We start from the raw sequence: 21760 nt of genomic DNA, 5'->3' as shown, positions 1-21760 counted from the left end.
CATCCCGGCAGCTTCACGCTATGACGGCCGAGCGTCGGATCGAACCGGCATCAGCGCTGTTCGTCCTGCGTCATCGGGCACGTCTCTGTTCTTGTTTTAATGGTCGGTTTTACCCTGTCGCACGATCCTTGCGAAAAGCCGCCGGGGATCGCGACGAGGGGCATTCTAAACACATCCGTCGCGCCTTCGGGAACCGCCCGGCGAGAAAAACCCGACTACTCTGACGAGAACTGACCGGTCACGGTTTGGCCGGTTGAAATTGCTGCGCAATTGGCACAGATTGGCAGCCAAACAACTACAACAATGACTTCACCCTTTGTCTCGGCCGGATTTTCTCTCAGTCTGACGGACATTCCCTTAAAGCCTGTGGGAAGAGGTGAAAGTTAAAGACCAAGGGGTCGCTGTTTGAAAAAAAGTCTGTTCATCACGGGCCTGAGTGGGTTCGTAGGACAACACATCCAGTCACGTCTGCAAGGGGAAGACGCGTCGTGGCAACTGCTGCCTGTCGCCTCTGCCTATGACCTGACAAACCCGGACAGCCTCATCGACCTGTGGCCGCAACTGCCCGATGCGGTGATTCATCTGGCCGGCCAGACCTTTGTCCCTGAAGCGTTCCGCGATCCGGCACGTACCTTCGACATCAACCTGCTTGGCACCCTGAACCTGTTGCAGGCCCTCAAGGCCCGCGGCTTCAAGGGCACGTTTGTGTATGTCAGCTCGGGCGATGTCTACGGCCAGGTCGAAGAACCCGCGCTGCCGATCACCGAGCAACAACCACCCTGCCCGCGCAATCCTTATGCAGTCAGCAAGCTGTCGGCCGAGTTTCTCAGCCTGCAATGGGGGTTGAGCGAAGGCTGGCCGGTGCTGGTGGCGCGCCCGTTCAATCACATCGGCACCGGGCAGAAAGAAAGCTTCGTCATCGCCAGCGCCGCACGGCAGATCAACCGCATCAGGCAAGGGCTGCAAGCGCCGCAACTGGAAGTCGGTGACATTGATGTCACCCGCGATTTCCTCGACGTCGGCGACGTGGTCTCGGCCTATTTCGCGCTGCTGGAAAAAGGCACGCCGGGACAGGTCTACAACATTTGCTCGGGCCATGAGCAAAGCATCCGCAGCCTCATCGAACAGATGGCCGACCTGGCCCAGGTCAAGCTGCAACTGGTTCAGGATCCGGCACGCATGCGCCGCGCGGATCAGCGTCGCGTCTGCGGCAGCCACCAACGGCTGGCCCGGACCACAGGATGGACGCCGCAAATCACTACACAACAATCCCTGCGGGCGATCCTGTCCGACTGGGAGACGCGAGTACGACAAGAATGACAAAAAGTGCATTGATCACCGGCATCACCGGTCAGGACGGGGCGTATCTGGCCAAGCTGCTGCTCGACAAGGGTTACAAGGTTCACGGCCTTGTCGCACGGCGCAGCAGCGATTCACGCTGGCGCCTGAGGGAGATGGGCGTCGAAGCAGACATCGTCTACCTGGATGGCGACATGGCCGATGCCTGCTCGGTGCAGCGCGCGGTGATCAAGTCGGCGCCGCACGAGGTGTATAACCTGGCGGCCCAGAGCTTCGTTGCCGCCTCCTGGGACCAACCGGTAACCACCGGCATCGTCGATGGCCTGGGCGTGACTCACCTGCTCGAAGCGATCCGTCAGTTCAGCCCGCACACGCGTTTCTATCAGGCGTCCACCAGCGAAATGTTCGGTCTGATCCAGGCCGAGCAACAGGACGAGAACACCCCGTTCTACCCGCGCAGTCCTTACGGCGTGGCCAAACTCTATGGCCACTGGATCACCGTCAACTACCGCGAAAGCTTCAACCTGCACGCCAGCAGCGGCATTTTGTTCAATCATGAATCGCCCCTGCGCGGCATCGAATTCGTGACCCGCAAGGTCACCGATGCCGCCGCCCGGATCAAACACGGCAAACAGCAGGAGCTGGCCCTGGGCAACATCGATGCCAAGCGCGACTGGGGCTTTGCCGGTGACTACGTCGAGGCCATGTGGCTGATGCTGCAACAGGACAAGCCCGACGATTTCGTGGTCGCCACCGGCGTCACCACCACCGTGCGCGAGATGTGCCGCATCGCCTTCGATCACGTCGGCCTCAACTATCGGGATTACGTGAAGATCGACCCGGCGTTTTTCCGCCCCGCGGAAGTCGAAGTGCTGCTCGGCAATCCGGCCAAGGCCCAGCGCGTGCTGGGCTGGAAACCGAAAACCGACCTCGACACCCTGATCCGCATGATGATGGATGCGGACATGAAACGCGTCGCCAAGGAGTAGGCCATGCTGATCCCCGTGATTCTGTCCGGCGGTGCCGGCACCCGTTTGTGGCCGGTGTCCCGGGAGGGCCATCCCAAGCCGTTCATGACCCTGCCCGACGGCCAGTCGCTGCTGGGCAAGACCTACCGCCGCGCCGCCGCGCTGCTGGACGGCTGGGGCGACATTGTCACGGTGACCAACCGCGAATATTACTTCCAGAGCAAGGATCACTATCAGGCCGCGCGCCTTTCCCGGCATCGCGGGCACTTCCTGCTCGAGCCCACAGGGCGCAACACCGCACCGGCCATTGCGGCGGCGGCACTGTCGCTGCAAGCCCTGCACGGTGATGCCGCGATCATGGTGGTGATGCCCGCCGACCATTTGATCGTCAACGAGGAGGCGCTCAAAAGCGCGGTCGAACACGCGGTCAATCTGGCGAAGGACGGCTATCTGGTGACCTTCGGCGTGGTGCCGACCGCCCCGGAAACCGGCTTCGGCTACATTGAGACAGGCGCACCGCTCAACGATCGGGGCGCGGCCAAGGTGCAGCGCTTCGTGGAAAAACCCGACCTGCAAACCGCCACCCATTACCTGGAAAGCGGCAACTTCCTGTGGAATTCGGGGATGTTCTGCTTCTCCACCGCAACGGTGATTGCCGAACTGGCGCTGCACGCCCCCGAGTTGCTGGAACAGACGCGCGCCTGCATGGCCGCCAGCGAACCGGTGGAAACCGCCGGTTGCCTGCAACAGGAATTGTCCGCGCAGCTGTTCGCCGAGATCACCGACATCTCCATTGACTACGCCTTGATGGAACGCTCGGAGAAAGTCGTGGTGGTTCCCGCCGGTTTCGACTGGAGCGACATCGGATCGTGGAGCGCGGTCGCCGCGCTGGTGCCGGCCGACGCTGATAACAACCGTGCGAGCGGTGAGGCGATCTTCATCGACAGCCGCAACAACTTCGTTCAAAGCGAAGGCCGGCTGGTGGCCGCTGTGGGTGTGCAAGACCTGATCGTCATCGACACCGCCGACGCGGTACTGGTAGCCCACGCCGACCGTGCCCAGGATGTGCGGCGGGTGGCCAAGCAGCTCAAGGACAAATCCCACGAAGCCTATCGCCTGCACCGCACGGTCAGCCGTCCGTGGGGCACCTACACGGTGCTCGAGGAAGGCCCGCGCTTCAAGATCAAACGTATCGTGGTCAAGCCCGGCGGCAAGTTGTCGTTGCAGATGCACCATCACCGCAATGAACACTGGGTGGTAGTCGAAGGCATGGCCAAGGTCACCAACAACGGCAGCGGCACGACCCTAGTGGCGAAGAACGAATCGACGTTCATCGCCGCCGGTCACAAGCACCGTCTGGAAAACCCCGGCGTGATCGACCTGGTGATCATCGAAGTGCAAAGTGGCGAATACCTGGGAGAGGACGACATCGTCCGCTTCGAAGACCAATACGGCAGGACGGTGTGAATGCTGCTTTCCCTGTACCGCTCGCTGCACGACTATCGGGGTTTCATCCTCGGTAGCGTCAAGCGGGAGTTTCAAGCGCGGTATCGCAATTCGCTGTTCGGCGCGCTGTGGACGGTACTCAACCCGCTGTCGATGATCATCGTGTACACGGTGATCTTTTCCCACATCATGCGCGCCCGTCTGCCCGGCGTGGACGACGGCATGGCCTACAGCGTCTACCTGTGCGCCGGGCTGCTGACCTGGGGCCTGTTCTCGGAAATCACCCTGCGCAGCCAGAACATGTTTCTGGAAAACGCCAACCTGCTGAAGAAAATCAGCTTCCCGCGCCTGTGCCTGCCGGTGATCGTGCTGCTCAATGCCGGAATCAACTTCGCGATCATCATCGGCCTGTTCCTCGGTTTTCTGTTGATCAGCGGACGCTGGCCGGGCATGGCCCTGTTGGCACTGGTGCCGCTGCTGGCGTTGCAAGTGCTGTTCTGCGCCGGGTTGGGGATGATCCTCGGCGTGCTCAACGTGTTCTTTCGCGATGTCGGGCAATTGTTCGCCATCTGCCTGCAATTCTGGTTCTGGCTGACGCCGATCGTGTATCCGCTGAGCATCCTGCCCGAGTGGGTGCAGCGTCTGCTGCAACTCAATCCGCTGACCAACCTGATCGGCAGCTACCAGAACCTGTTTCTCTACGGCCAGTGGCCGGTGTGGAGTTCGCTGCTGCCGATCTTCGTCATCGGCCTGCTGTTGTGCGCGGTCGGCCTGCGCCTGTTTCGCCGGCGGGTCGGCGAAATGGTGGATGAACTCTGATGGGGCACATACGCGTCACAGGCCTGGGCAAGGCCTACAAGCAGTACCCCACCCGCTGGAGTCGCCTGGCCGAATGGCTGATTCCGTTTTCGCCGATGCGCCATCGCCAGTACTGGGTGTTGCAGGACATCAATTTCGAGATCGCCCCCGGTGAAGCGGTGGGCATTGTCGGGGTCAACGGCGCCGGAAAAAGCACCCTGCTGAAAATGATCACCGGCACCACCCAACCGACCTGCGGCCAAATCCAGCTCGAGGGCCGGGTCGCGGCGCTGCTGGAACTGGGCATGGGGTTTCATCCGGACTTCACCGGCCGACAGAACGCAATCATGGCCGGGCAACTGCTGGGCATGCAGGTCGAAGACATCGAAGCACTGATGCCGGACATCGAACGCTTCGCGGAAATCGGCGAGGCCATCGATCACCCGGTGCGCACTTACTCCAGCGGCATGCAGATGCGCCTGGCCTTCAGCGTCGCCACCGCGCGCCGCCCGGACATTCTGATCGTCGACGAAGCGCTGTCGGTGGGCGATGCCTACTTTCAGCACAAGAGCTTCGACCGCATCCGCAGCTTCCGCAAGGCCGGCACCACGCTGCTCATCGTGTCCCACGACCGCTCGGCGATCCAGTCGATCTGCGACTCGGCGATCCTGCTCGAAGGCGGTCACATGGTGATGCACGACAAGCCCGAAGCGGTCATGGATTACTACAACGCCCTGCTCGCCGAACGCGAAGGCCAGACCGTGCGCCAGGAACTGCTCGACGGCGGACAGGTGCGCACTGTGTCCGGCACCGGCGAGGCCGGGATCCTCAGCGTACGCCTGCTCGATGAACGCGAACGTTCCATCGACGCCGCCGAAGTCGGTCAGCCGGTGACCCTGGAAGTCGAAGTGGAGATTCGCCAGGACATCGAGCGACTGGTGCTCGGCTTCATGATCAAGGATCGCCTGGGTCAGGCCATGTACGGCATCAACACCCACCGTCAGAACCAGGCGCTGGAAGACCTGCGTGCGGGTGAACGCGTCACCTATCGCTTCACGTTCGTCATGGGCCTGGGCAAGGGCAATTACTCCGTGGCCCTGAGTCTGTCGCGACTGGACTCGCATCTGGACCGCAACTTCGAATGGCGTGACTACGGCCTGGTGTTTCACGTGATCAACAACCGTCAGGAAGATTTCGTCGGCTGTTCCTGGCTGGGTGCCAGCACCTCGATCACCCGCCATGCGGACAGCCTCGCGGAGCGTGCGCCATGACTCGTCTGCTGGTCGAATGCACCCACGTGTTCAAACACCCGAAGGTCAATTCGGGGATTCAGCGGGTGGTGCGCAACGTCATCAAACAGCTGCCGCCGAGCGCCGAAGGGGTCGAATGCGTGCCGGTGGTTCTGCTCAAGGGCCAGTTGTACCGAGTGAAGCGTCTGGCGCCGCTGGATTCGCCGCTGTTCAATGCCATCGTCACGTTTGGCGAACGTCTGGAACGGCTGGCTCATCGTTTCTGGCAGCTGCATCAACGGCTGGACACCCGTTGCCGCACAAAACTGGCAAGGCGCGTGTTGTACGTCGGCTATCGCCTGACCTCGTTCGGTGCATTCGGGCTACCGCTGCGGCTGGTCGGGCTAGTCAATCGCTATCAAATGCCCCAACGCTGTGAGCCGCTGCAACACCAGCCGGGCGATCAACTGGTCCTGCTGGATTCGTCCTGGCATTCCGACTTTTTCCTGCATGCCGAGCGCCTCAAACAGGAAGGCATGGGCATCGTTGCGGTGATCTACGACCTGATTCCCCTGTCCCACCCGCAGTTCTACGACACGCGGCTGGTCGAGGTGTACAGCGAGTGGTTCGACTGGATCGCCCGCAATGCCGACGGCTTCATGGCGATTTCCGCCACCGTGCGCGATCAGCTACGTGCAGAACTGCAACGTCGCCTGGGTTCGGCACAAGTCGGCAAACGCTGGTTCGACTACTTTCACCTCGGGTCGGAGCTGGATCTGCAGAGCGTCGAAGCCGCCGTCGAACCACGTCTACAAAAGCTGTTCGCAACAAAGGAGCCTGTGTTCCTGATGGTCAGCACCATCGAGCCGCGCAAGAACCACGACTATCTGCTGGATGCCTTCGACCACGCCTGGGCGAACGGCTCGAAAGCCCGGTTGTGCATTGCCGGGCGCATTGGCTGGAAGTGCGACGCACTGCTGGCCCGGATCCATCATCATCCCGAGCTGAACCGACGCCTGTTCATGTTCAACGACTTGAGCGACACCAGCCTCGAACACGCCTACGCCCATGCCAGCGCGCTGGTGTTTCCATCGTTCGTCGAAGGTTTCGGCCTGCCACTGGTGGAAGCCATGCAGCGCGGGCTGCCGGCGATGGGCAGCGACATCCCGGTATTTCGCGAGATCGGTGGCGAGTTCATGGCGTATTTCGACCTGCAGTCACCGCAAAGCCTCGCCGATCTGGTGCAGAGCTTTGAGCGCAGCGGTCGATTCCCCGCCGCCCGCGATGTCAGCGACTGGCAATGGATCGGCTGGCGTGAAGCCAGTGCGCAACTGGCCGAGCGTACCGCGCGCCATGTGCTGGAGGCGCCTCAGGTGCCGGCGAGGCAACATGCGCATAGCCCTTAACGCCCGCATTCTCCAGGCGCCGCGCACCGGCATCGGCCATTACGTGGCCGAACTGGTGAATGCCTTGCACGCCGAAACCGATATCGACGTGGCGCTGTTCCATGGCTGGGGCTGGAGCTCGCAACTGCCGGAAGCGGCGATGCCCGGTTATTCGCGCCTGACCCCGCTGCTGCGGAAGATCCCCGGGGCCTATCAGGCGCGCCGGTGGCTTGAGCAGAAACGCTTCGATCAGGGCCCGGCGCAACCGGTCGATCTGTATCACGAACCGAGCCTGTGGCCGCTGGCCTTCGATGGCCCGACCGTGATTACCCTGCACGATCTCACGCACCTGCATTTCCCCGAGACCCAGCCGCCAGCGCGGCTGCGGGAAATCGAGCGCCGGCTCGCCGAAGGCGTACGCCAGGCGCGGATCATTCTGACCGACTCGCAAGCCATCGCTGACGAGGCCCGGGAGTATTTCGGACTGCCCGCCGAGCGCTTCGTGGTCGCGCCGCTGGGTGTCGCCGAGCGTTTCCATCCGCGCGAGCCGCAGGACATCAATGCGGTGCTCAAGGCCCATGCGGTCGAGTATCGGGAGTATTTCCTCTGCGTCGGCACTCTGGAGCCACGCAAGAACCTGAACCTGGCCCTGCGCGCCCACGCGCTGTTACCGGATCCCGTGCGCCAGCGTTTCCCGCTGTTGATCGTCGGCATGGCCGGCTGGCAGCGCGACCAGTTCAGTGAAGAATTGAATCAGGCCCTGGCTTGCGGGCACGTGTGCCTGCTCGGCTATTTGCCCGATGAGCAAGTCGCGCAATTGCTGGCCGGCGCCCGGGCGCTGATTTTTCCTTCGCTGTATGAAGGTTTCGGCCTGCCGGTGCTGGAAGCGATGGCCAGCGGCACGCCGGTGGTGCTCACCCGCTCTTCGGCCATGCCGGAAGTGGCGGGAGACGCTGGCAACTATATTGAAGCTGACGATGCAGACGGCTTGCGTAATGCGATGAGCCGACTGATCGATGATCAAGCGCACTGGCAGGCATGCCGGGAAGCCGGATTGCAGCAGGCACGGCTTTTTTCCTGGAAGCGTTGCGCGCAGGCCACGGCCGGCGCCTACCACCAGGCCATGGGAGGTTGAATGCGAGTTCTTCATTTCTTCAAGACGTACCTGCCTGACTCGGTCGGCGGTATCGAACAAGTCATCTTTCAACTCTGCGAGAGTGGCGCCCAGCACGGTATCGAAGGCCAGGTGCTGACCCTCAGCGCCAATCCAGAGCCTGCGGTGGTGCGTCTCGGCCAGCACGAGGTGCATCGGGCCAAACTGGATATCCAGTTCGCCTCCACGGGTTTTTCCTGGAGCGTGTTCAAGCAGTTTCGTGAACTGGCCGCCGAAGCCGACGTAATCAACTACCACTTCCCGTGGCCGTTTATGGATTTGGTGCATTTCGCCAGCGGCGTGAACAAACCGACGGTGGTGACGTACCACTCGGACATCATTCGCCAGAAGCACCTGCTCAAACTGTATCGCCCGCTGATGAACCGCTTTCTCGCCAGCGCCGACCGGATTGTCGCGGCTTCGCCGAACTATCTGCACACCAGCGATGTGTTGCAGCAATTTCAGGACAAGACCCGCGTCATCCCGTATGGCTTGAACAAGGCCGGTTATCCACAGCCTGACGTTGAGCGCATGAACCGCTGGCGGCAGCAGCTTGGGGATAAGTTTTTCCTGTTTGTCGGGGTAATGCGCTATTACAAAGGCCTGCACATCCTGCTCGATGCATTGAAGGATGTGGATTACCCGGTGGTGATCGTCGGCGCCGGCCCGCTGGAGCAGGAACTGCACGCCCAGGCCGCCGCCCTGGGTCTGCGTAACATTCATTTCCTCGGTCGTTTGAGCGACGAAGACAAGGTCGCCCTGCTGCAACTGAGCTACGCCATCGTCTTCCCGTCGCACCTGCGCTCGGAAGCGTTCGGCATTTCGCTGCTCGAAGGCGCGATGTATGGCAAACCGATGATTTCCAGCGAGATCGGCACCGGCACCAGCTACATCAATATCCACAAAGAAACGGGACTGGTGGTGCCACCGAGTCATCCACAGGCGTTTCGCGAAGCGATGCGCACCCTGTGGGAAAACCCGGCCCTCGCTGCCGAAATGGGCCTCAAGGCCGAGGCCCGCTATCGGCAGTTATTCACAGCCGATGAAATGGGCCGCAAATGGACCGAGCTGTATCAGGAGCTGCTGGAGGAAAAGGCGTTGTCCTACGCCTGATCCGTTACAGATCCAGCACCAGCGGCTGGGCACTCTGGGCCGGCACCGCGCAGCAGATCAACACCTGCCCTTCCTCCGGTACTTCAGCCGGAGGCTGTGGATAATTCACCGCGCCGCTGATCAGCCGCGTCTTGCAGGTGCCGCACGAACCACCGCGGCAACTGAATTCCGGCCGCAGGCCGCGGCTTTCCGCCAGCTCCAGCAGACTGCCGCCGTCGGGCTGCCAGCGCGCCTCCTTGGCCGAACGGTCGAACACCACCGGTACTGACGTGGTCGCGGCCGGCGGTTGTTCCATCACGATCGCATCCGGATCGGGTTGACGCTTGAGGGTCGAAGGACCAAAGGTTTCTGCGTGGATCTGCCCGTCCCGCACATCCAGTTCGCGCAAGATGTCGTAGAGGCCTTGGGTAAAGCCGCCGGGACCGCAGAGCACGAAGTCGACCTGATCGAAGTCCTCATCGGTGAGCAGATTGCGCAACAGATCGCCATCGATACGGCCACGCAGGTCGAAGTCTTTTCCTTCGACCAGATCGTCTTCCGGCTGGCTGAGCACTCGCAACACTTTCACGGCGTCACCGGCATCCTCCAGCAAACGATCCACCTCTGCGCGGAACGGCTGGTCGGCGAGGCTGCGGGAACTCTGAACAAACAGGGTCGGACGAATCCGCCGCGTCCGCAGGCCCTGATAGACCACCTCACGCAGCATCGACAGCAACGGCGTGATGCCGACCCCGGCCGCCAACAGCACCAGCGGACGGCGCTCCAGCGCCGCGACCGTGAAATGCCCCTGGGGCAAGCGCGCCTCCAGCACATCGCCCACACGAATCTGCTCATGCAGATGCGTCGACACCCGACCTTCACGTTTGACGCTGATCCGGAAGAAATCGTCCGACGGCGCACCCGACAGGCTGTAGGTGCGGATGTGCATCTCACCATCGAGGTTGAACCGCAGCGGCAGATGCTGCCCGGCGAGAAACACCGGCAGCCCCGCACCATCGTCCGGCTCCAGGTAGATCGAGCGGATGTGACGGCTTTCCATTTCGACTCTTGCCACGCGCAATGGGCGCCAGCTGTCACCTAATGCCTTGGCCTGCAACCGTGCATCGGCCTGGGCCCAGTTGCCGGTCAGGAGACTGGTGGGCGACATCCCGTCGAAGCGCCAGCGCAGTGCCAGTGCCGCAGGACGCCGGACCAGTTTTTCCACCTCAAATGTCCACAGCCGCTCGGCGCCCTGAAACGCTTCGATTTGCGGCGCTTCAAGAATGACCTCGGTGCGACCGCTGAGCTGCAACACGTCGCCTGTGGAAAAGTCGATGAACAGCAAGCCGGCCAAGGGATTGAGCAACAGATTGCCGAGGGTATTGAAGTGCAGGTTGCCGGCAAAATCCGGAATCGTCAGGCGATTGCCTTCAATCCGCACAAAACCGGGCTGACCACCGCGGTGGGAAACATCGACTGAACGCTCACCGTCGACATCAACGTAACTGGCGACGAAGAAGGTGTCGGCACTTTCAATCAGCGCAATGGCGGCATCATCGAGGCTGTCACGGTGTTCGGCTTTGCGGCTCTGCGGATCCGTCAGTGGTACCCGCTGAAACTGACGCAGCTGAATGTACTGCGGGCAGTTGCCGAACGACTGATCGACCGTCAACCCGAAGCCGTTCGCGTCGAGATGATCGATGTGGCCATTGAGCCGATTGCGCCGGCGGGTGTGCAGTTCGATACCAAGCAGGCCGATCGCGGCGCCGGCGTGTAACTGCGCCGGGTCATCGGCAGCCGGCAGACTGGCGAACTGCAGTTGCGTCGGCTCGGGAGAGTGAGCAAAGCCCGGCTCCCCCTCCAGCACACTGGCCCAGGGGCGACCTTCGGTATCCACCGCGCCGTACAGCATGAATGGCAATTGCTGATAGAACTGGCGGTGTTGATCCGGCATCCAGGTGCGAATCACCTTACGACCGAATTCCTCCATGCGCTCGGCAACGCCGACATGGGCCTGCAACTGTTGCTCGCCAGCGTGCCACGGTGAACGTTCCATCACGGTCTCTCCCCTGCGCCGTCGGCACAGATTGAATGTCAGACGGTGGTTTGCAGGCCGGCAACGGTGCGCGGCATGCCGACAAAACCGGGCAGCGCTTCGATACGCGAGAGCCAGGCGCGAACGTTAGCGTAGTCGTCCAGCGATACATTGCCTTCCGGCGAGTGGGCGATATAGCTGTAGGCCGAGACATCGGCAATGGTCGGCTCAGTGCCGGTCAGGTACGGGGTTTTGCCCAGTTCCGCATCCATCACCTTGAGAAAATTGTGTGCACGGGTGATGACTTCCTCGGCGTTGAATTTCGCCCCGAACACTGTGATCAAGCGTGCGGCAGCGGGTCCGAAAGCAATCGGCCCGGCGGCGGCCGACAACCAGCGCTGCACGTGCGCGGCGCCGACCGGATCACTTGGCAGCCAGCGGCCATTGCCGTATTTCTGTGCCAGGTAGACAAGAATCGCGTTGGAGTCCGCGAGCACCACACCATTGTCATCAATGGCCGGAACCTGACCGAAACTGTTGATGGCCAGATATGCCGCCTGTTTATGTTCGCCCTTGGCCAGATCGACGAAGATCAGCTCGGTCGGCAGTTGCAACAGTGACAACATCAGTTCGACGCGATGGGCGTGGCCGGAACGCGGGAAGTTGTAGAGTTTGATCGCTTGCATGGTCGACTCCGCTGGATGATGGCGCCGTTCAGGATGGACGGTGGCCGTGGGAGCCATCTTCCCCTGATCGCGAAAACAAAAGAATCACCAGCAAATGCAATCCATTATTTCTCTGGATGAAATAACGCAGCGTTTTTCAGCGCCGGATGCTCGCGCAGCGCCTGCACTATGAAGTCGACAAAACTGCGTATCCGCGCCGGCGCCTTGCGCCCGCCCTGATACACCACATGGATCGGCAGAGCAGGCAATTCGAACTCGGCGAGGACGATTTCCAGCTCGCCGGAAGCCACCTTGCTGGCCACCTGATAAGACAGCACCCGAGTCAGCCCCAGGCCCAGCGACGCTGCTGTGATCGCGGCCTGATTGGCAGTGACCACCAGACGCGGTTCCGGTTTTACGCCGATGAGTTCACCGTGTTCCATGAATGGCCAACTGCGCTGTTGACCGATGGCCGATGTCGCCACCACTGGCGCCCCGGCCAAGGCCTGCGGATGGGCAGGCCGACCATGGACCGCGAAGTATTCCGGCGAGCCGCAAATTACCCGCCGCACCTCACCGACCCGGATCGCATGCTGATTGCTGTCCGGCAACTCGCCGATTCGCACCGCGACGTCGACGCCCTCCTCGACCATGCTCACCACCCGGTCGAGCAACAGGGCGTTGATGGAAACGTCCGGGTATTGCGTCAGATAACGCGCCATCACCGGCGTGACAAACAGTTCACCGAATAAAACAGGCGCCGTTACCGTCAACTGGCCGCGGGGCTCGGCATGACTGCCGGCAGCGGAATCCTCCGCTTCCTGCACCTCGGCGAGAATTCTCCGACAGTCTTCCAGATAACGCAGACCGGCTTCGCTCAAATGCACGCTGCGGGTGGTCCGGATCAACAACTGCGTACCAATTCGCTGCTCCAGCGCCGCCACCGCCCGGGTCACGCTCGCCGCCGACAGACCCAAACGCCGCGCAGCGGCGGAAAAACCCTGTTCCTGGGCGACGATGGCGAAAACCTGCATTTCCTGGAAGCGATCCATGGTGCCCTCGATCCGGATAAAAAAATCGCAGCCGAAGCTGCGATTTTATGGGGTGATCAACTGTGGATAACTTATTCCACCGTCACCGACTTCGCCAGGTTACGCGGCTGATCCACGTCGGTGCCCTTGAGCACAGCGACGTAGTACGACAGCAGCTGCAGCGGAATGGTGTAGAGAATCGGCGACAGGATGTCGTGGATGTGCGGCATCTGTACCACGTGAGTGCCTTCACCGTTGGTCATCCCGGCCTTTTCGTCGGCGAACACGATCAGTTCACCACCGCGGGCGCGGACTTCCTGCAGGTTGGACTTGAGCTTCTCAAGAAGCTCGTTGTTCGGTGCGACAGTGACCACCGGCATGTCGTTATCCACAAGCGCCAGCGGGCCATGCTTCAATTCACCGGCCGGGTAGGCTTCGGCGTGGATATAAGAGATTTCCTTGAGTTTCAGGGCCCCTTCCATCGCCACCGGGAATTGCGCACCACGGCCCAGGAACAGCGTGTGGTTTTTCTCGGCGAACAGCTCTGCGATTTTTTCCACAGTGCTGTCCATCGCCAGCGCTTCGCCCAGACGGGTTGGCAGACGGCGCAGTTCTTCGACCAGCGTAGCTTCTACGCCCTCACCCAAAGTACCGCGCACCTGACCCAGAGACAGGGTCAGCAGCAGCAGACCAACCAATTGTGTGGTGAACGCCTTGGTCGAGGCCACGCCGATTTCACGACCGGCCTGGGTCAGCAGGGTCAGGTCGGATTCGCGCACCAGCGAACTGATGCCGACGTTGCAGATCGCCAGGCTGCCCAGGAAACCCAGTTCCTTGGCGTTGCGCAGGGCCGCCAGGGTGTCGGCGGTTTCGCCGGACTGAGAAATGGTGACGAACAGCGTGTCCGGCTGAACCACGACCTTGCGGTAGCGGAACTCACTGGCCACTTCGACCTGGCACGGGATTCCGGCCAGCTCTTCGAGCCAGTAACGGGCAACCATACCGGCGTGATAACTGGTGCCGCACGCAACAACCTGCACGTTGCGCACTTTGGCGAACAGTTCGGCGGCTTGCGGGCCGAAAGCCTGCACCAGCACCTGGTTCGGGCTCAGGCGACCTTCGAGGGTGCGTTGCACCACGGACGGCTGCTCGTGGATTTCCTTGAGCATGTAATGACGGAACTCGCCTTTGTCGGCGGCTTCCGCACCATCCGTGTACTGCACGGTCTGGCGCTCGACGGCTTTGCCGGTCACGTCCCAGATCTGCACCTTGTCACGCTGGATTTCGGCGATATCGCCCTCTTCCAGATACATGAAACGGTCGGTGACCTGACGCAGGGCCAGTTGGTCGGAAGCGAGGAAGTTTTCGCCCAGGCCCAGACCGATCACCAGCGGGCTGCCACTGCGAGCAGCAACCAGTCGATCCGGCTGCTGTGCGTGGATAACCGCAAGACCGTAGGCGCCATGCAGATCCTTGACCGTTGCCTTCACGGCGTCGGTCAGATCCGGCAGGTTCTTGAGTTTTTCGGTCAGCAGGTGGGCGATGACTTCGGTGTCGGTGTCGGAAGAGAACACATAACCCTGCGCCTTGAGTTGCTCACGCAGCGCTTCATGGTTTTCGATGATGCCGTTGTGCACGACAGCGACGTCGCCGGAGAAATGCGGGTGGGCATTGCGCTCGCTCGGCGCCCCGTGGGTGGCCCAGCGGGTGTGGGCAATACCGAGACGGCCGACCAGCGGATGTTCGGCCAGCGCCGCGTCGAGTTCGCTGACCTTGCCGACACGACGAGTGCGCTCGAGGGTTCCGTCATTGGTCAAGACAGCCACGCCTGCGCTGTCATAGCCCCGGTATTCGAGGCGTTTGAGGCCTTCGACCAGAATGGCGGTGATGTTACGTTCAGCTACCGCGCCGACAATTCCACACATGCTTATTTCTCCTGACTGACGGTCGCGCAAATCAAGTTGATACCGCGAGCCTGAATCTGATCGCGCGCATCAAGGGGCAGGCGATCATCGGTAATTAGGGTATGGACGCTGCTCCATGGCAGCTCCAGGTTGGGAATCTTGCGACCAATCTTGTCGGCCTCGACCATTACGATCACTTCCCGCGCCACTTCCGCCATCACCCGGCTCAGTCCGAGCAATTCATTGAAGGTGGTGGTACCACGCACCAGGTCGATGCCATCGGCACCGATAAACAACTGGTCGAAGTCGTAAGAGCGTAGTACCTGCTCGGCGACCTGGCCCTGGAAGGATTCCGAGTGCGGATCCCAGGTGCCGCCGGTCATCAGCAGCACAGGCTCGTGTTCGAGTTCGCTCAGGGCGTTGGCCACGTGCAGGGAGTTGGTCATCACCACCAGACCTGGCTGCTGACCGAGCTCGGGAATCATGGCGGCGGTGGTGCTGCCGCTGTCGATGATGATGCGGGCGTGCTCGCGGATGCGTGTGACGGCAGCGCGGGCGATCGCCTGTTTGTATTTGGAAACGTTCTGACTGACGTCCGCCACCAGTTCCTGGGGCATGGTGATCGCGCCACCATAGCGACGCAGCAGCAAGCCATGACTTTCCAGGGCTGCGAGATCCTTGCGAATCGTAACTTCCGAAGTTTCGAAGCGCTTGGCCAGTTCATCCACACTCACTTCGCCCTGCTCATTGAGCAAAGCCAGAATGCTGTGACGGCGCTGAGGTGTGTTGCGTTTCGACATGGCTGAGTAAGTTTCGATTCGAAAGATAACGGAAGCAATCAAAACCTATCAGCTGCAAATCGTCAAGCCGACGCCCATAAAAAAAGACCGCTGGCGGCGGTCTTTTTTGATTCCAGCGTTGTGGATAACTCAGCTCTTCTTGATCTTCTCCGGCCGCTTCCAGCCATCGATGTTCTTCTGCCGTGCGCGGCCAACAGCCAATTGCGCGTTATCCACATTTTGGGTGATGGTCGAACCGGCAGCGGTGGTTGCACCGGCGGAGATATCCACAGGCGCCACCAGCGAGTTGTTGGAACCGATGAACACGTCCTCACCCAGCACGGTTTTCCACTTGTTGGCGCCGTCGTAGTTGCAGGTGATGGTGCCGGCGCCGATGTTCGTGCGGGCACCAATCTCGGCATCGCCCAGATAAGTCAGGTGTCCGGCCTTGGCGCCCTCGCCCATCCGGGCGTTTTTCAGTTCGACGAAGTTACCCACATGGGCGCGGGCCTCCAGTACGGTACCCGGACGCAGACGGGCAAACGGGCCGGCATCGCTGCCTTCGCCCAGCACCGCACCTTCGATGTGGCTGTTGGCCTTGACCACCACGCCTTTGCGCAGGGTGCTGTCCTTGATCACGCAGTTCGGGCCGATGACCACGTCGTCCTCGATGACGACCTTGCCTTCGAGAATCACGTTGATGTCGATCAGCACGTCGCGACCGACGGTCACTTCGCCCCGTACATCGAAACGGGCCGGGTCGCGCAGGGTGACACCCTGAGCCATCAGTCGACGACCGGCGCGCAACTGGTAATGACGCTCCAGCTCGGACAACTGTTTGCGATCGTTGGCGCCCTGCACTTCCATCGGGTCGTGAGGTTGTTCGGTGGCGACCGTCAGGCCATCGCTGACCGCCATCTCGATCACGTCGGTCAGGTAATACTCGCCCTGCGCGTTGTTGTTCGACAGGCGACTCATCCAGTCCGCCAGGCGATTGGCCGGCACCGCCAGGATGCCGGTATTGCCTTCAGTAATCGCCCGCTGCGCTTCGCTGGCGTCCTTGTGTTCGACGATCGCGGCGACCTTGCCATCGGCATCGCGCACGATGCGGCCATAACCGGTCGGGTCGTCCAGCTCGACGGTGAGCAAGCCCATCTGCCCGGGTACGACGTGCTTGAGCAGACGCTGCAGGGTCTCGACTTCGATCAGCGGCACATCGCCGTAGAGAATCAGTACGGTATCGGCTGTGATGAACGGAACAGCCTGGGCGGTGGCGTGGCCTGTGCCCAGTTGCTTGTCCTGCAACACGAAATTCAGATCGTCCGCGGCCAGACGTTCACGCACCACATCAGCGCCGTGGCCGATGACCACATGAATGCGCTGTGGATCAAGTTGACGGGCACTGTGGATAACATGACCGAGCATGGAATTGCCGGCAATCGGGTGCAGCACTTTTGGCAGCGCGGAGCGCATGCGGGTGCCTTGGCCGGCCGCGAGGATAACGATTTCAAGAGACATGACTGGCTACCAATCCTGGGTGGTCAGCAACTGCGACCGGGTTTGTAGAATTCTGAAAAGAAAAAAGGGTAGCCGAGGCTACCCTTTTTTAACAATCGCACAAAAAGTGGCTGACGGATCAACCGCCAAACTTCTTGCGGATCTGCTGGACGGTGCGCAGCTGAGCTGCAGCCTCGGCCAGACGTGCGGACGCAGCTCCGTAGTCGAAATCTGCGCTCTTCTCGTGCAGAGCAGCTTCGGCAGCCTTGAGAGCTGCTTGAGCCTGAGCTTCATCCAGGTCGGCGGCACGTTGCACGGTATCGGCAAGCACCTTGACCATGTTCGGCTGAACCTCGAGGAAACCACCGGAGATGTAGAACACCTCGGCTTCCCCGCCTTGCTTGATCAGGCGGATCGGACCTGGCTTCAGATTAGTGATCAGCGGCGCGTGGCCCAGAGCGATACCAAGATCACCCAGAGCACCGTGCGCAATCACCATCTCGACCAGACCGGAAAAGATTTCTCCTTCCGCGCTGACGATATCGCAATGGACTGTCATAGCCATCTGATTGCCTCAACCTAAATTAGCGCCCGTTGCCGGGCGCCGGGATTACAGTTTCTTGGCTTTCTCGATCGCTTCTTCGATGCCGCCGACCATGTAGAACGCTTGTTCTGGCAGGTGGTCGTAGTCACCGTTGAGGATGCCTTTGAAGCCAGCAATGGTGTCTTTCAGGGAAACGTATTTACCCGAAGCACCGGTGAAGACTTCAGCCACGAAGAACGGCTGCGACAAGAAGCGCTGGATCTTACGAGCACGGTTTACCAACTGCTTGTCGGCTTCCGACAGCTCGTCCATACCCAGGATCGCGATGATGTCCTTCAGTTCTTTGTAACGCTGCAGCACGTACTGAACGCCACGAGCGGTCTCGTAGTGATCGTTGCCAATCACGTTCGGGTCCAGCTGACGCGAAGTCGAGTCCAGTGGGTCTACCGCCGGGTAGATACCCAGGGAAGCGATGTCACGGGACAGAACGACAGTAGCGTCCAAGTGAGCAAACGTGGTCGCTGGCGACGGGTCAGTCAAGTCGTCCGCTGGTACGTATACGGCCTGGATCGAAGTAATCGAACCTTGCTTGGTCGAAGTGATGCGCTCTTGCAGCACGCCCATCTCTTCAGCCAGGGTCGGCTGGTAACCTACTGCCGAAGGCATACGGCCCAGCAGTGCGGATACTTCGGTACCGGCCAGGGTGTAACGATAGATGTTGTCGACGAACAGCAGAACGTCGTTACCTTCGTCACGGAACTTCTCGGCCATGGTCAGACCGGTCAGCGCTACGCGCAGACGGTTTCCCGGTGGCTCGTTCATCTGACCGTAGACCAGGGCTACCTTGTCGAGAACGTTGGAGTCCTTCATCTCGTGGTAGAAGTCGTTACCCTCACGAGTACGCTCACCCACACCGGCGAACACGGAATAACCGCTGTGCTCGATGGCGATGTTACGGATCAGTTCCATCATGTTTACGGTCTTGCCTACACCGGCACCACCGAACAGACCGACTTTACCGCCCTTGGCGAACGGGCAAACCAGGTCAATAACCTTGATGCCTGTTTCCAGCAGCTCGTTGCCGCCAGCTTGTTCTGCGAAGGAAGGAGCGGCGCGGTGGATACCCCAACGCTCTTCTTCGCCGATCGGGCCAGCTTCGTCGATCGGGTTGCCCAGTACGTCCATGATCCGGCCCAGAGTCGCTTTACCGACCGGTACGGAGATGGCTGCGCCAGTGTTGTTGACGTCCAGACCGCGCTTCAAGCCTTCGGTGGAGCCCATCGCAATGGTACGAACCACGCCGTCGCCCAGCTGCTGCTGAACTTCCAGAGTGGTTTCGGCGCCTTGAACCTTCAAGGCGTCGTAGATGCTCGGTACGCTGTCGCGTGGAAATTCCACGTCGATAACGGCGCCGATGATTTGAACGATACGTCCGCTACTCATAGCTGGATCCTCTGAATATTTGAACCGTTAAACCGCGGCAGCGCCGCCGACGATTTCCGAGATCTCTTGGGTGATCGCAGCCTGACGCGCCTTGTTGTAGATCAGCTGCAAATCGCTGATCAAATCACCGGCGTTGTCGGTAGCGTTCTTCATCGCGATCATCCGCGCAGCTTGTTCGGCCGCGTTGTTCTCGACCACCGCCTGGTACACCTGCGACTCCACGTAACGCACCATCAGGCCGTCAAGCAGCTCTTTGGCGTCCGGTTCGTAGAGATAGTCCCAGTGGTGCTTGAGATCCTGATCCGGGGTTGCCACCAGTGGAATCAACTGCTCCACGGTAGGCTGTTGTGTCATGGTGTTGATGAACTTGTTGGATACCACGGACAGGCGGTCGATACGGCCGTCCAGATAGGCATCCAGCATCACCTTGACGCTGCCGATCAGATCATTGATCGACGGCTCTTCACCCAGGTGGCTGATAGCTGCAACGACGTTTCCGCCGAAGTTGCGGAAAAAGGCCGCACCCTTGCTACCAACGACACACAGATCGATCTCGACGCCGTTTTCGCGGTTTACCGCCATGTCCTTGACCAGGGCCTTGAACAGGTTGGTGTTCAAGCCGCCGCACAGACCACGGTCACTGCTCACGACGACATAACCGACGCGCTTTACTTCGCGATCGATCATGAACGGGTGGCGGTATTCCGGGTTGGCGTTGGCCAGATGCCCAATTACCTGGCGGATACGCTCCGCATAAGGACGGCTAGCAGCCATGCGCATTTGTGCCTTGCGCATTTTGCTGACCGCCACTTTTTCCATGGCGCTGGTAATTTTTTGCGTGCTTTTGATGCTCGCAATCTTACTGCGAATCTCTTTTGCGCCTGCCATGTAACACCTATCAGGTTAGCAAGCGGGAGCCTTGCGGCTCCCGCTGCGGCTTACCAGGTTTGGGTGGCCTTGAACTTCTCGATACCAGCCTTCAGGCCAGCGTCGATTTCGTCATTGAAGTCACCTTTAACGTTGATCTTGGCCATCAAGTCGGCGTGATCGCGGTTGAAGAAAGCGATCAGCGCTTGTTCGAAGCTGCCGATCTTGGCGATTTCAATGTCAGTCAGGAACCCACGCTCAGCGGCATACAGCGACAGCGACATGTCGGCGATCGACATTGGCGCGTATTGCTTCTGCTTCATCAGCTCGGTAACGCGCTGACCATGCTCAAGTTGCTTGCGGGTCGCTTCGTCCAGGTCAGAAGCGAACTGGGCGAATGCCGCCAGTTCACGGTACTGAGCCAGAGCGGTACGGATACCACCGGACAGCTTCTTGATGATCTTGGTCTGAGCGGCACCACCCACACGGGATACCGAAACACCGGCGTTCACTGCAGGGCGGATGCCCGAGTTGAACATGGCCGATTCCAGGAAGATCTGACCGTCGGTGATGGAAATCACGTTGGTCGGAACGAACGCGGAAACGTCGCCAGCCTGGGTTTCGATGATCGGCAGTGCGGTCAGGGAACCGGTTTTGCCGGTCACTGCGCCGTTGGTGAACTTCTCTACGTACTCTTCCGAAACGCGGGATGCGCGCTCCAGCAGACGGGAGTGGAGATAGAACACGTCGCCTGGGTAAGCTTCACGGCCTGGTGGACGGCGCAGCAGCAGGGAAATCTGGCGGTAAGCCACTGCTTGCTTGGACAGATCGTCATAAACAATCAGCGCGTCTTCACCGCGGTCGCGGAAGAATTCACCCATGGTGCAGCCGGAGTACGGAGCCAGGAATTGCAGTGCTGCAGATTCCGAAGCGCTCGCAGCAACGATGATGGTGTTAGCCAGTGCACCGTTTTCTTCCAGCTTGCGAACCACGTTGGCGATGGTCGATTGCTTCTGACCGATTGCAACGTAGACGCAGAAAATGCCGCTGTCTTTCTGGTTGATGATCGCGTCGATCGCCAGAGCGGTTTTACCGATCTGACGGTCACCGATGATCAGCTCACGCTGGCCACGGCCGACAGGGATCATGGCATCGACAGCCTTGTAGCCAGTCTGTACAGGCTGATCTACCGACTTACGCCAGATCACGCCCGGAGCAACTTTCTCGACCGCGTCGGTCTCGGTGTTGCCCAGTGGACCTTTGCCGTCAACAGGGTTACCCAGTGCGTCGACAACGCGACCCAGCAGTTCCTTGCCAACCGGAACTTCGAGGATGCGGCCGGTGCACTTGGCGCTCATGCCTTCAGCCAGACTGGTGTATGCGCCCAGTACAACGGCACCTACGGAGTCTTGCTCCAGGTTGAGGGCCATACCGTAGACGCCGCCCGGAAACTCGATCATCTCGCCGTACATGACGTCGGCCAGACCGTGAATCCGCACGATACCGTCAGATACGCTGACGACAGTGCCTTCGTTACGGGCTTGGGAGGTCACATCGAGCTTTTCGATGCGGCCCTTGATAATTTCACTTATTTCGGAAGGATTGAGTTGCTGCATTGCTCTGCT

General features: G+C 60.5%; 18 protein-coding genes. 8 read left to right on the top strand and 10 right to left on the bottom strand.

Annotation, left to right across the window (positions count from 1 at the left end):
- The first annotated feature begins 405 nt into the window (after nucleotides 1–405).
- The 8 genes from QLG12_RS21915 to QLG12_RS21880 are packed head-to-tail and all read left to right on the top strand — an operon-like array spanning nucleotide 406 to nucleotide 9391.
- Nucleotides 406–1320, top strand: a complete 915-nt coding sequence (locus QLG12_RS21915) for a GDP-mannose 4,6-dehydratase (RefSeq protein WP_197868951.1) — start codon at nucleotides 406–408, stop codon at nucleotides 1318–1320.
- The gene (gene gmd, locus QLG12_RS21910) at nucleotides 1317–2288 is read left to right on the top strand and encodes a GDP-mannose 4,6-dehydratase (RefSeq protein ID WP_282475216.1); all 972 of its coding nucleotides are present in this window, start codon (nucleotides 1317–1319) and stop codon (nucleotides 2286–2288) included. Before QLG12_RS21915 ends, gmd begins: the two co-directional genes overlap by 4 nt.
- A 3-nt stretch (nucleotides 2289–2291) precedes the next feature.
- A complete protein-coding gene (locus QLG12_RS21905) occupies nucleotides 2292–3734 on the top strand; it encodes a mannose-1-phosphate guanylyltransferase/mannose-6-phosphate isomerase (protein WP_197868952.1) in 1443 nt (480 codons plus the stop codon).
- Nucleotides 3735–4532, top strand: a complete 798-nt coding sequence (locus tag QLG12_RS21900; RefSeq protein WP_074689844.1) for an ABC transporter permease — start codon at nucleotides 3735–3737, stop codon at nucleotides 4530–4532.
- A complete protein-coding gene (locus tag QLG12_RS21895) occupies nucleotides 4532–5782 on the top strand; it encodes an ABC transporter ATP-binding protein (protein ID WP_282475215.1) in 1251 nt (416 codons plus the stop codon). The genes QLG12_RS21900 and QLG12_RS21895 overlap by 1 nt, the downstream gene beginning before the upstream one ends.
- Entirely contained in the window at nucleotides 5779–7146 is a 1368-nt protein-coding gene (locus QLG12_RS21890) for a glycosyltransferase family 1 protein (protein WP_282475214.1), read from the top strand. The genes QLG12_RS21895 and QLG12_RS21890 overlap by 4 nt, the downstream gene beginning before the upstream one ends.
- Complete coding sequence (locus tag QLG12_RS21885) at nucleotides 7130–8260, top strand: glycosyltransferase family 1 protein (RefSeq protein ID WP_236192457.1); 1131 nt, start codon at nucleotides 7130–7132, stop codon at nucleotides 8258–8260. The genes QLG12_RS21890 and QLG12_RS21885 overlap by 17 nt, the downstream gene beginning before the upstream one ends.
- Nucleotides 8261–9391 carry a glycosyltransferase family 4 protein gene (locus tag QLG12_RS21880; protein ID WP_236192459.1) on the top strand — a complete coding sequence of 377 codons (1131 nt, stop codon included), beginning with the start codon at nucleotides 8261–8263 and terminating at the stop codon, nucleotides 9389–9391.
- Between the two features lie 4 nt (nucleotides 9392–9395).
- Here the strand turns inward: QLG12_RS21880 and QLG12_RS21875 are convergent, their stop codons facing one another.
- The 10 genes from QLG12_RS21875 to atpA form a co-directional block, all read right to left on the bottom strand.
- On the bottom strand, nucleotides 9396–11426 hold the full coding sequence (locus QLG12_RS21875; protein WP_197868957.1) for a pyridoxamine 5'-phosphate oxidase family protein: 2031 nt from the start codon (nucleotides 11424–11426) through the stop codon (nucleotides 9396–9398).
- Between the two features lie 38 nt (nucleotides 11427–11464).
- The gene (locus tag QLG12_RS21870; protein WP_282475213.1) at nucleotides 11465–12091 is read right to left on the bottom strand and encodes a glutathione S-transferase; all 627 of its coding nucleotides are present in this window, start codon (nucleotides 12089–12091) and stop codon (nucleotides 11465–11467) included.
- Between the two features lie 104 nt (nucleotides 12092–12195).
- Nucleotides 12196–13122 carry a LysR family transcriptional regulator gene (locus tag QLG12_RS21865; protein ID WP_197868958.1) on the bottom strand — a complete coding sequence of 309 codons (927 nt, stop codon included), beginning with the start codon at nucleotides 13120–13122 and terminating at the stop codon, nucleotides 12196–12198.
- Between the two features lie 71 nt (nucleotides 13123–13193).
- A complete protein-coding gene (glmS, locus tag QLG12_RS21860; RefSeq protein ID WP_282475212.1) occupies nucleotides 13194–15026 on the bottom strand; it encodes a glutamine--fructose-6-phosphate transaminase (isomerizing) in 1833 nt (610 codons plus the stop codon).
- A 2-nt stretch (nucleotides 15027–15028) separates the two neighbouring features.
- Nucleotides 15029–15805 (bottom strand): DeoR family transcriptional regulator, encoded by a 777-nt coding sequence (locus QLG12_RS21855; protein WP_282475211.1) that lies wholly within the window; start codon nucleotides 15803–15805, stop codon nucleotides 15029–15031.
- Between the two features lie 129 nt (nucleotides 15806–15934).
- Nucleotides 15935–17302, bottom strand: a complete 1368-nt coding sequence (gene glmU / locus QLG12_RS21850) for a bifunctional UDP-N-acetylglucosamine diphosphorylase/glucosamine-1-phosphate N-acetyltransferase GlmU (protein ID WP_197868960.1) — start codon at nucleotides 17300–17302, stop codon at nucleotides 15935–15937.
- 118 nt (nucleotides 17303–17420) lie between these two features.
- On the bottom strand, nucleotides 17421–17846 hold the full coding sequence (locus QLG12_RS21845; protein WP_007954164.1) for a F0F1 ATP synthase subunit epsilon: 426 nt from the start codon (nucleotides 17844–17846) through the stop codon (nucleotides 17421–17423).
- Nucleotides 17847–17891: 45 nt separating this feature from the next.
- The gene (gene atpD / locus QLG12_RS21840) at nucleotides 17892–19268 is read right to left on the bottom strand and encodes a F0F1 ATP synthase subunit beta (protein ID WP_007954162.1); all 1377 of its coding nucleotides are present in this window, start codon (nucleotides 19266–19268) and stop codon (nucleotides 17892–17894) included.
- Nucleotides 19269–19295: 27 nt separating this feature from the next.
- Complete coding sequence (gene atpG / locus QLG12_RS21835; protein ID WP_007960781.1) at nucleotides 19296–20156, bottom strand: F0F1 ATP synthase subunit gamma; 861 nt, start codon at nucleotides 20154–20156, stop codon at nucleotides 19296–19298.
- 50 nt (nucleotides 20157–20206) lie between these two features.
- Nucleotides 20207–21751: a F0F1 ATP synthase subunit alpha gene (gene atpA, locus QLG12_RS21830; protein ID WP_039764983.1), complete on the bottom strand. Its 1545-nt coding sequence runs from the start codon at nucleotides 21749–21751 to the stop codon at nucleotides 20207–20209.
- Between the last annotated feature and the right edge of the window lie 9 nt (nucleotides 21752–21760).

This window comes from Pseudomonas sp. V88_4, assembly GCF_029967985.1.
Taxonomy (GTDB): domain Bacteria; phylum Pseudomonadota; class Gammaproteobacteria; order Pseudomonadales; family Pseudomonadaceae; genus Aquipseudomonas; species Aquipseudomonas glycinae.
This window is presented reverse-complemented; position numbering and strand designations above follow the sequence as displayed.

Coding starts and splice junctions, on each gene's coding strand:
- gmd (WP_282475216.1), top strand. CDS start 1,317: ATGACAAAAAGTGCATTGATCACCGGCATCACCGGTCAGGACGGGGCG.
- QLG12_RS21905 (WP_197868952.1), top strand. CDS start 2,292: ATGCTGATCCCCGTGATTCTGTCCGGCGGTGCCGGCACCCGTTTGTGG.
- QLG12_RS21900 (WP_074689844.1), top strand. CDS start 3,735: ATGCTGCTTTCCCTGTACCGCTCGCTGCACGACTATCGGGGTTTCATC.
- QLG12_RS21895 (WP_282475215.1), top strand. CDS start 4,532: ATGGGGCACATACGCGTCACAGGCCTGGGCAAGGCCTACAAGCAGTAC.
- QLG12_RS21890 (WP_282475214.1), top strand. CDS start 5,779: ATGACTCGTCTGCTGGTCGAATGCACCCACGTGTTCAAACACCCGAAG.
- QLG12_RS21885 (WP_236192457.1), top strand. CDS start 7,130: ATGCGCATAGCCCTTAACGCCCGCATTCTCCAGGCGCCGCGCACCGGC.
- QLG12_RS21880 (WP_236192459.1), top strand. CDS start 8,261: ATGCGAGTTCTTCATTTCTTCAAGACGTACCTGCCTGACTCGGTCGGC.
- QLG12_RS21875 (WP_197868957.1), bottom strand. CDS start 11,426: ATGGAACGTTCACCGTGGCACGCTGGCGAGCAACAGTTGCAGGCCCAT.
- QLG12_RS21870 (WP_282475213.1), bottom strand. CDS start 12,091: ATGCAAGCGATCAAACTCTACAACTTCCCGCGTTCCGGCCACGCCCAT.
- QLG12_RS21865 (WP_197868958.1), bottom strand. CDS start 13,122: ATGGATCGCTTCCAGGAAATGCAGGTTTTCGCCATCGTCGCCCAGGAA.
- glmS (WP_282475212.1), bottom strand. CDS start 15,026: ATGTGTGGAATTGTCGGCGCGGTAGCTGAACGTAACATCACCGCCATT.
- QLG12_RS21855 (WP_282475211.1), bottom strand. CDS start 15,805: ATGTCGAAACGCAACACACCTCAGCGCCGTCACAGCATTCTGGCTTTG.
- glmU (WP_197868960.1), bottom strand. CDS start 17,302: ATGTCTCTTGAAATCGTTATCCTCGCGGCCGGCCAAGGCACCCGCATG.
- QLG12_RS21845 (WP_007954164.1), bottom strand. CDS start 17,846: ATGGCTATGACAGTCCATTGCGATATCGTCAGCGCGGAAGGAGAAATC.
- atpD (WP_007954162.1), bottom strand. CDS start 19,268: ATGAGTAGCGGACGTATCGTTCAAATCATCGGCGCCGTTATCGACGTG.
- atpG (WP_007960781.1), bottom strand. CDS start 20,156: ATGGCAGGCGCAAAAGAGATTCGCAGTAAGATTGCGAGCATCAAAAGC.
- atpA (WP_039764983.1), bottom strand. CDS start 21,751: ATGCAGCAACTCAATCCTTCCGAAATAAGTGAAATTATCAAGGGCCGC.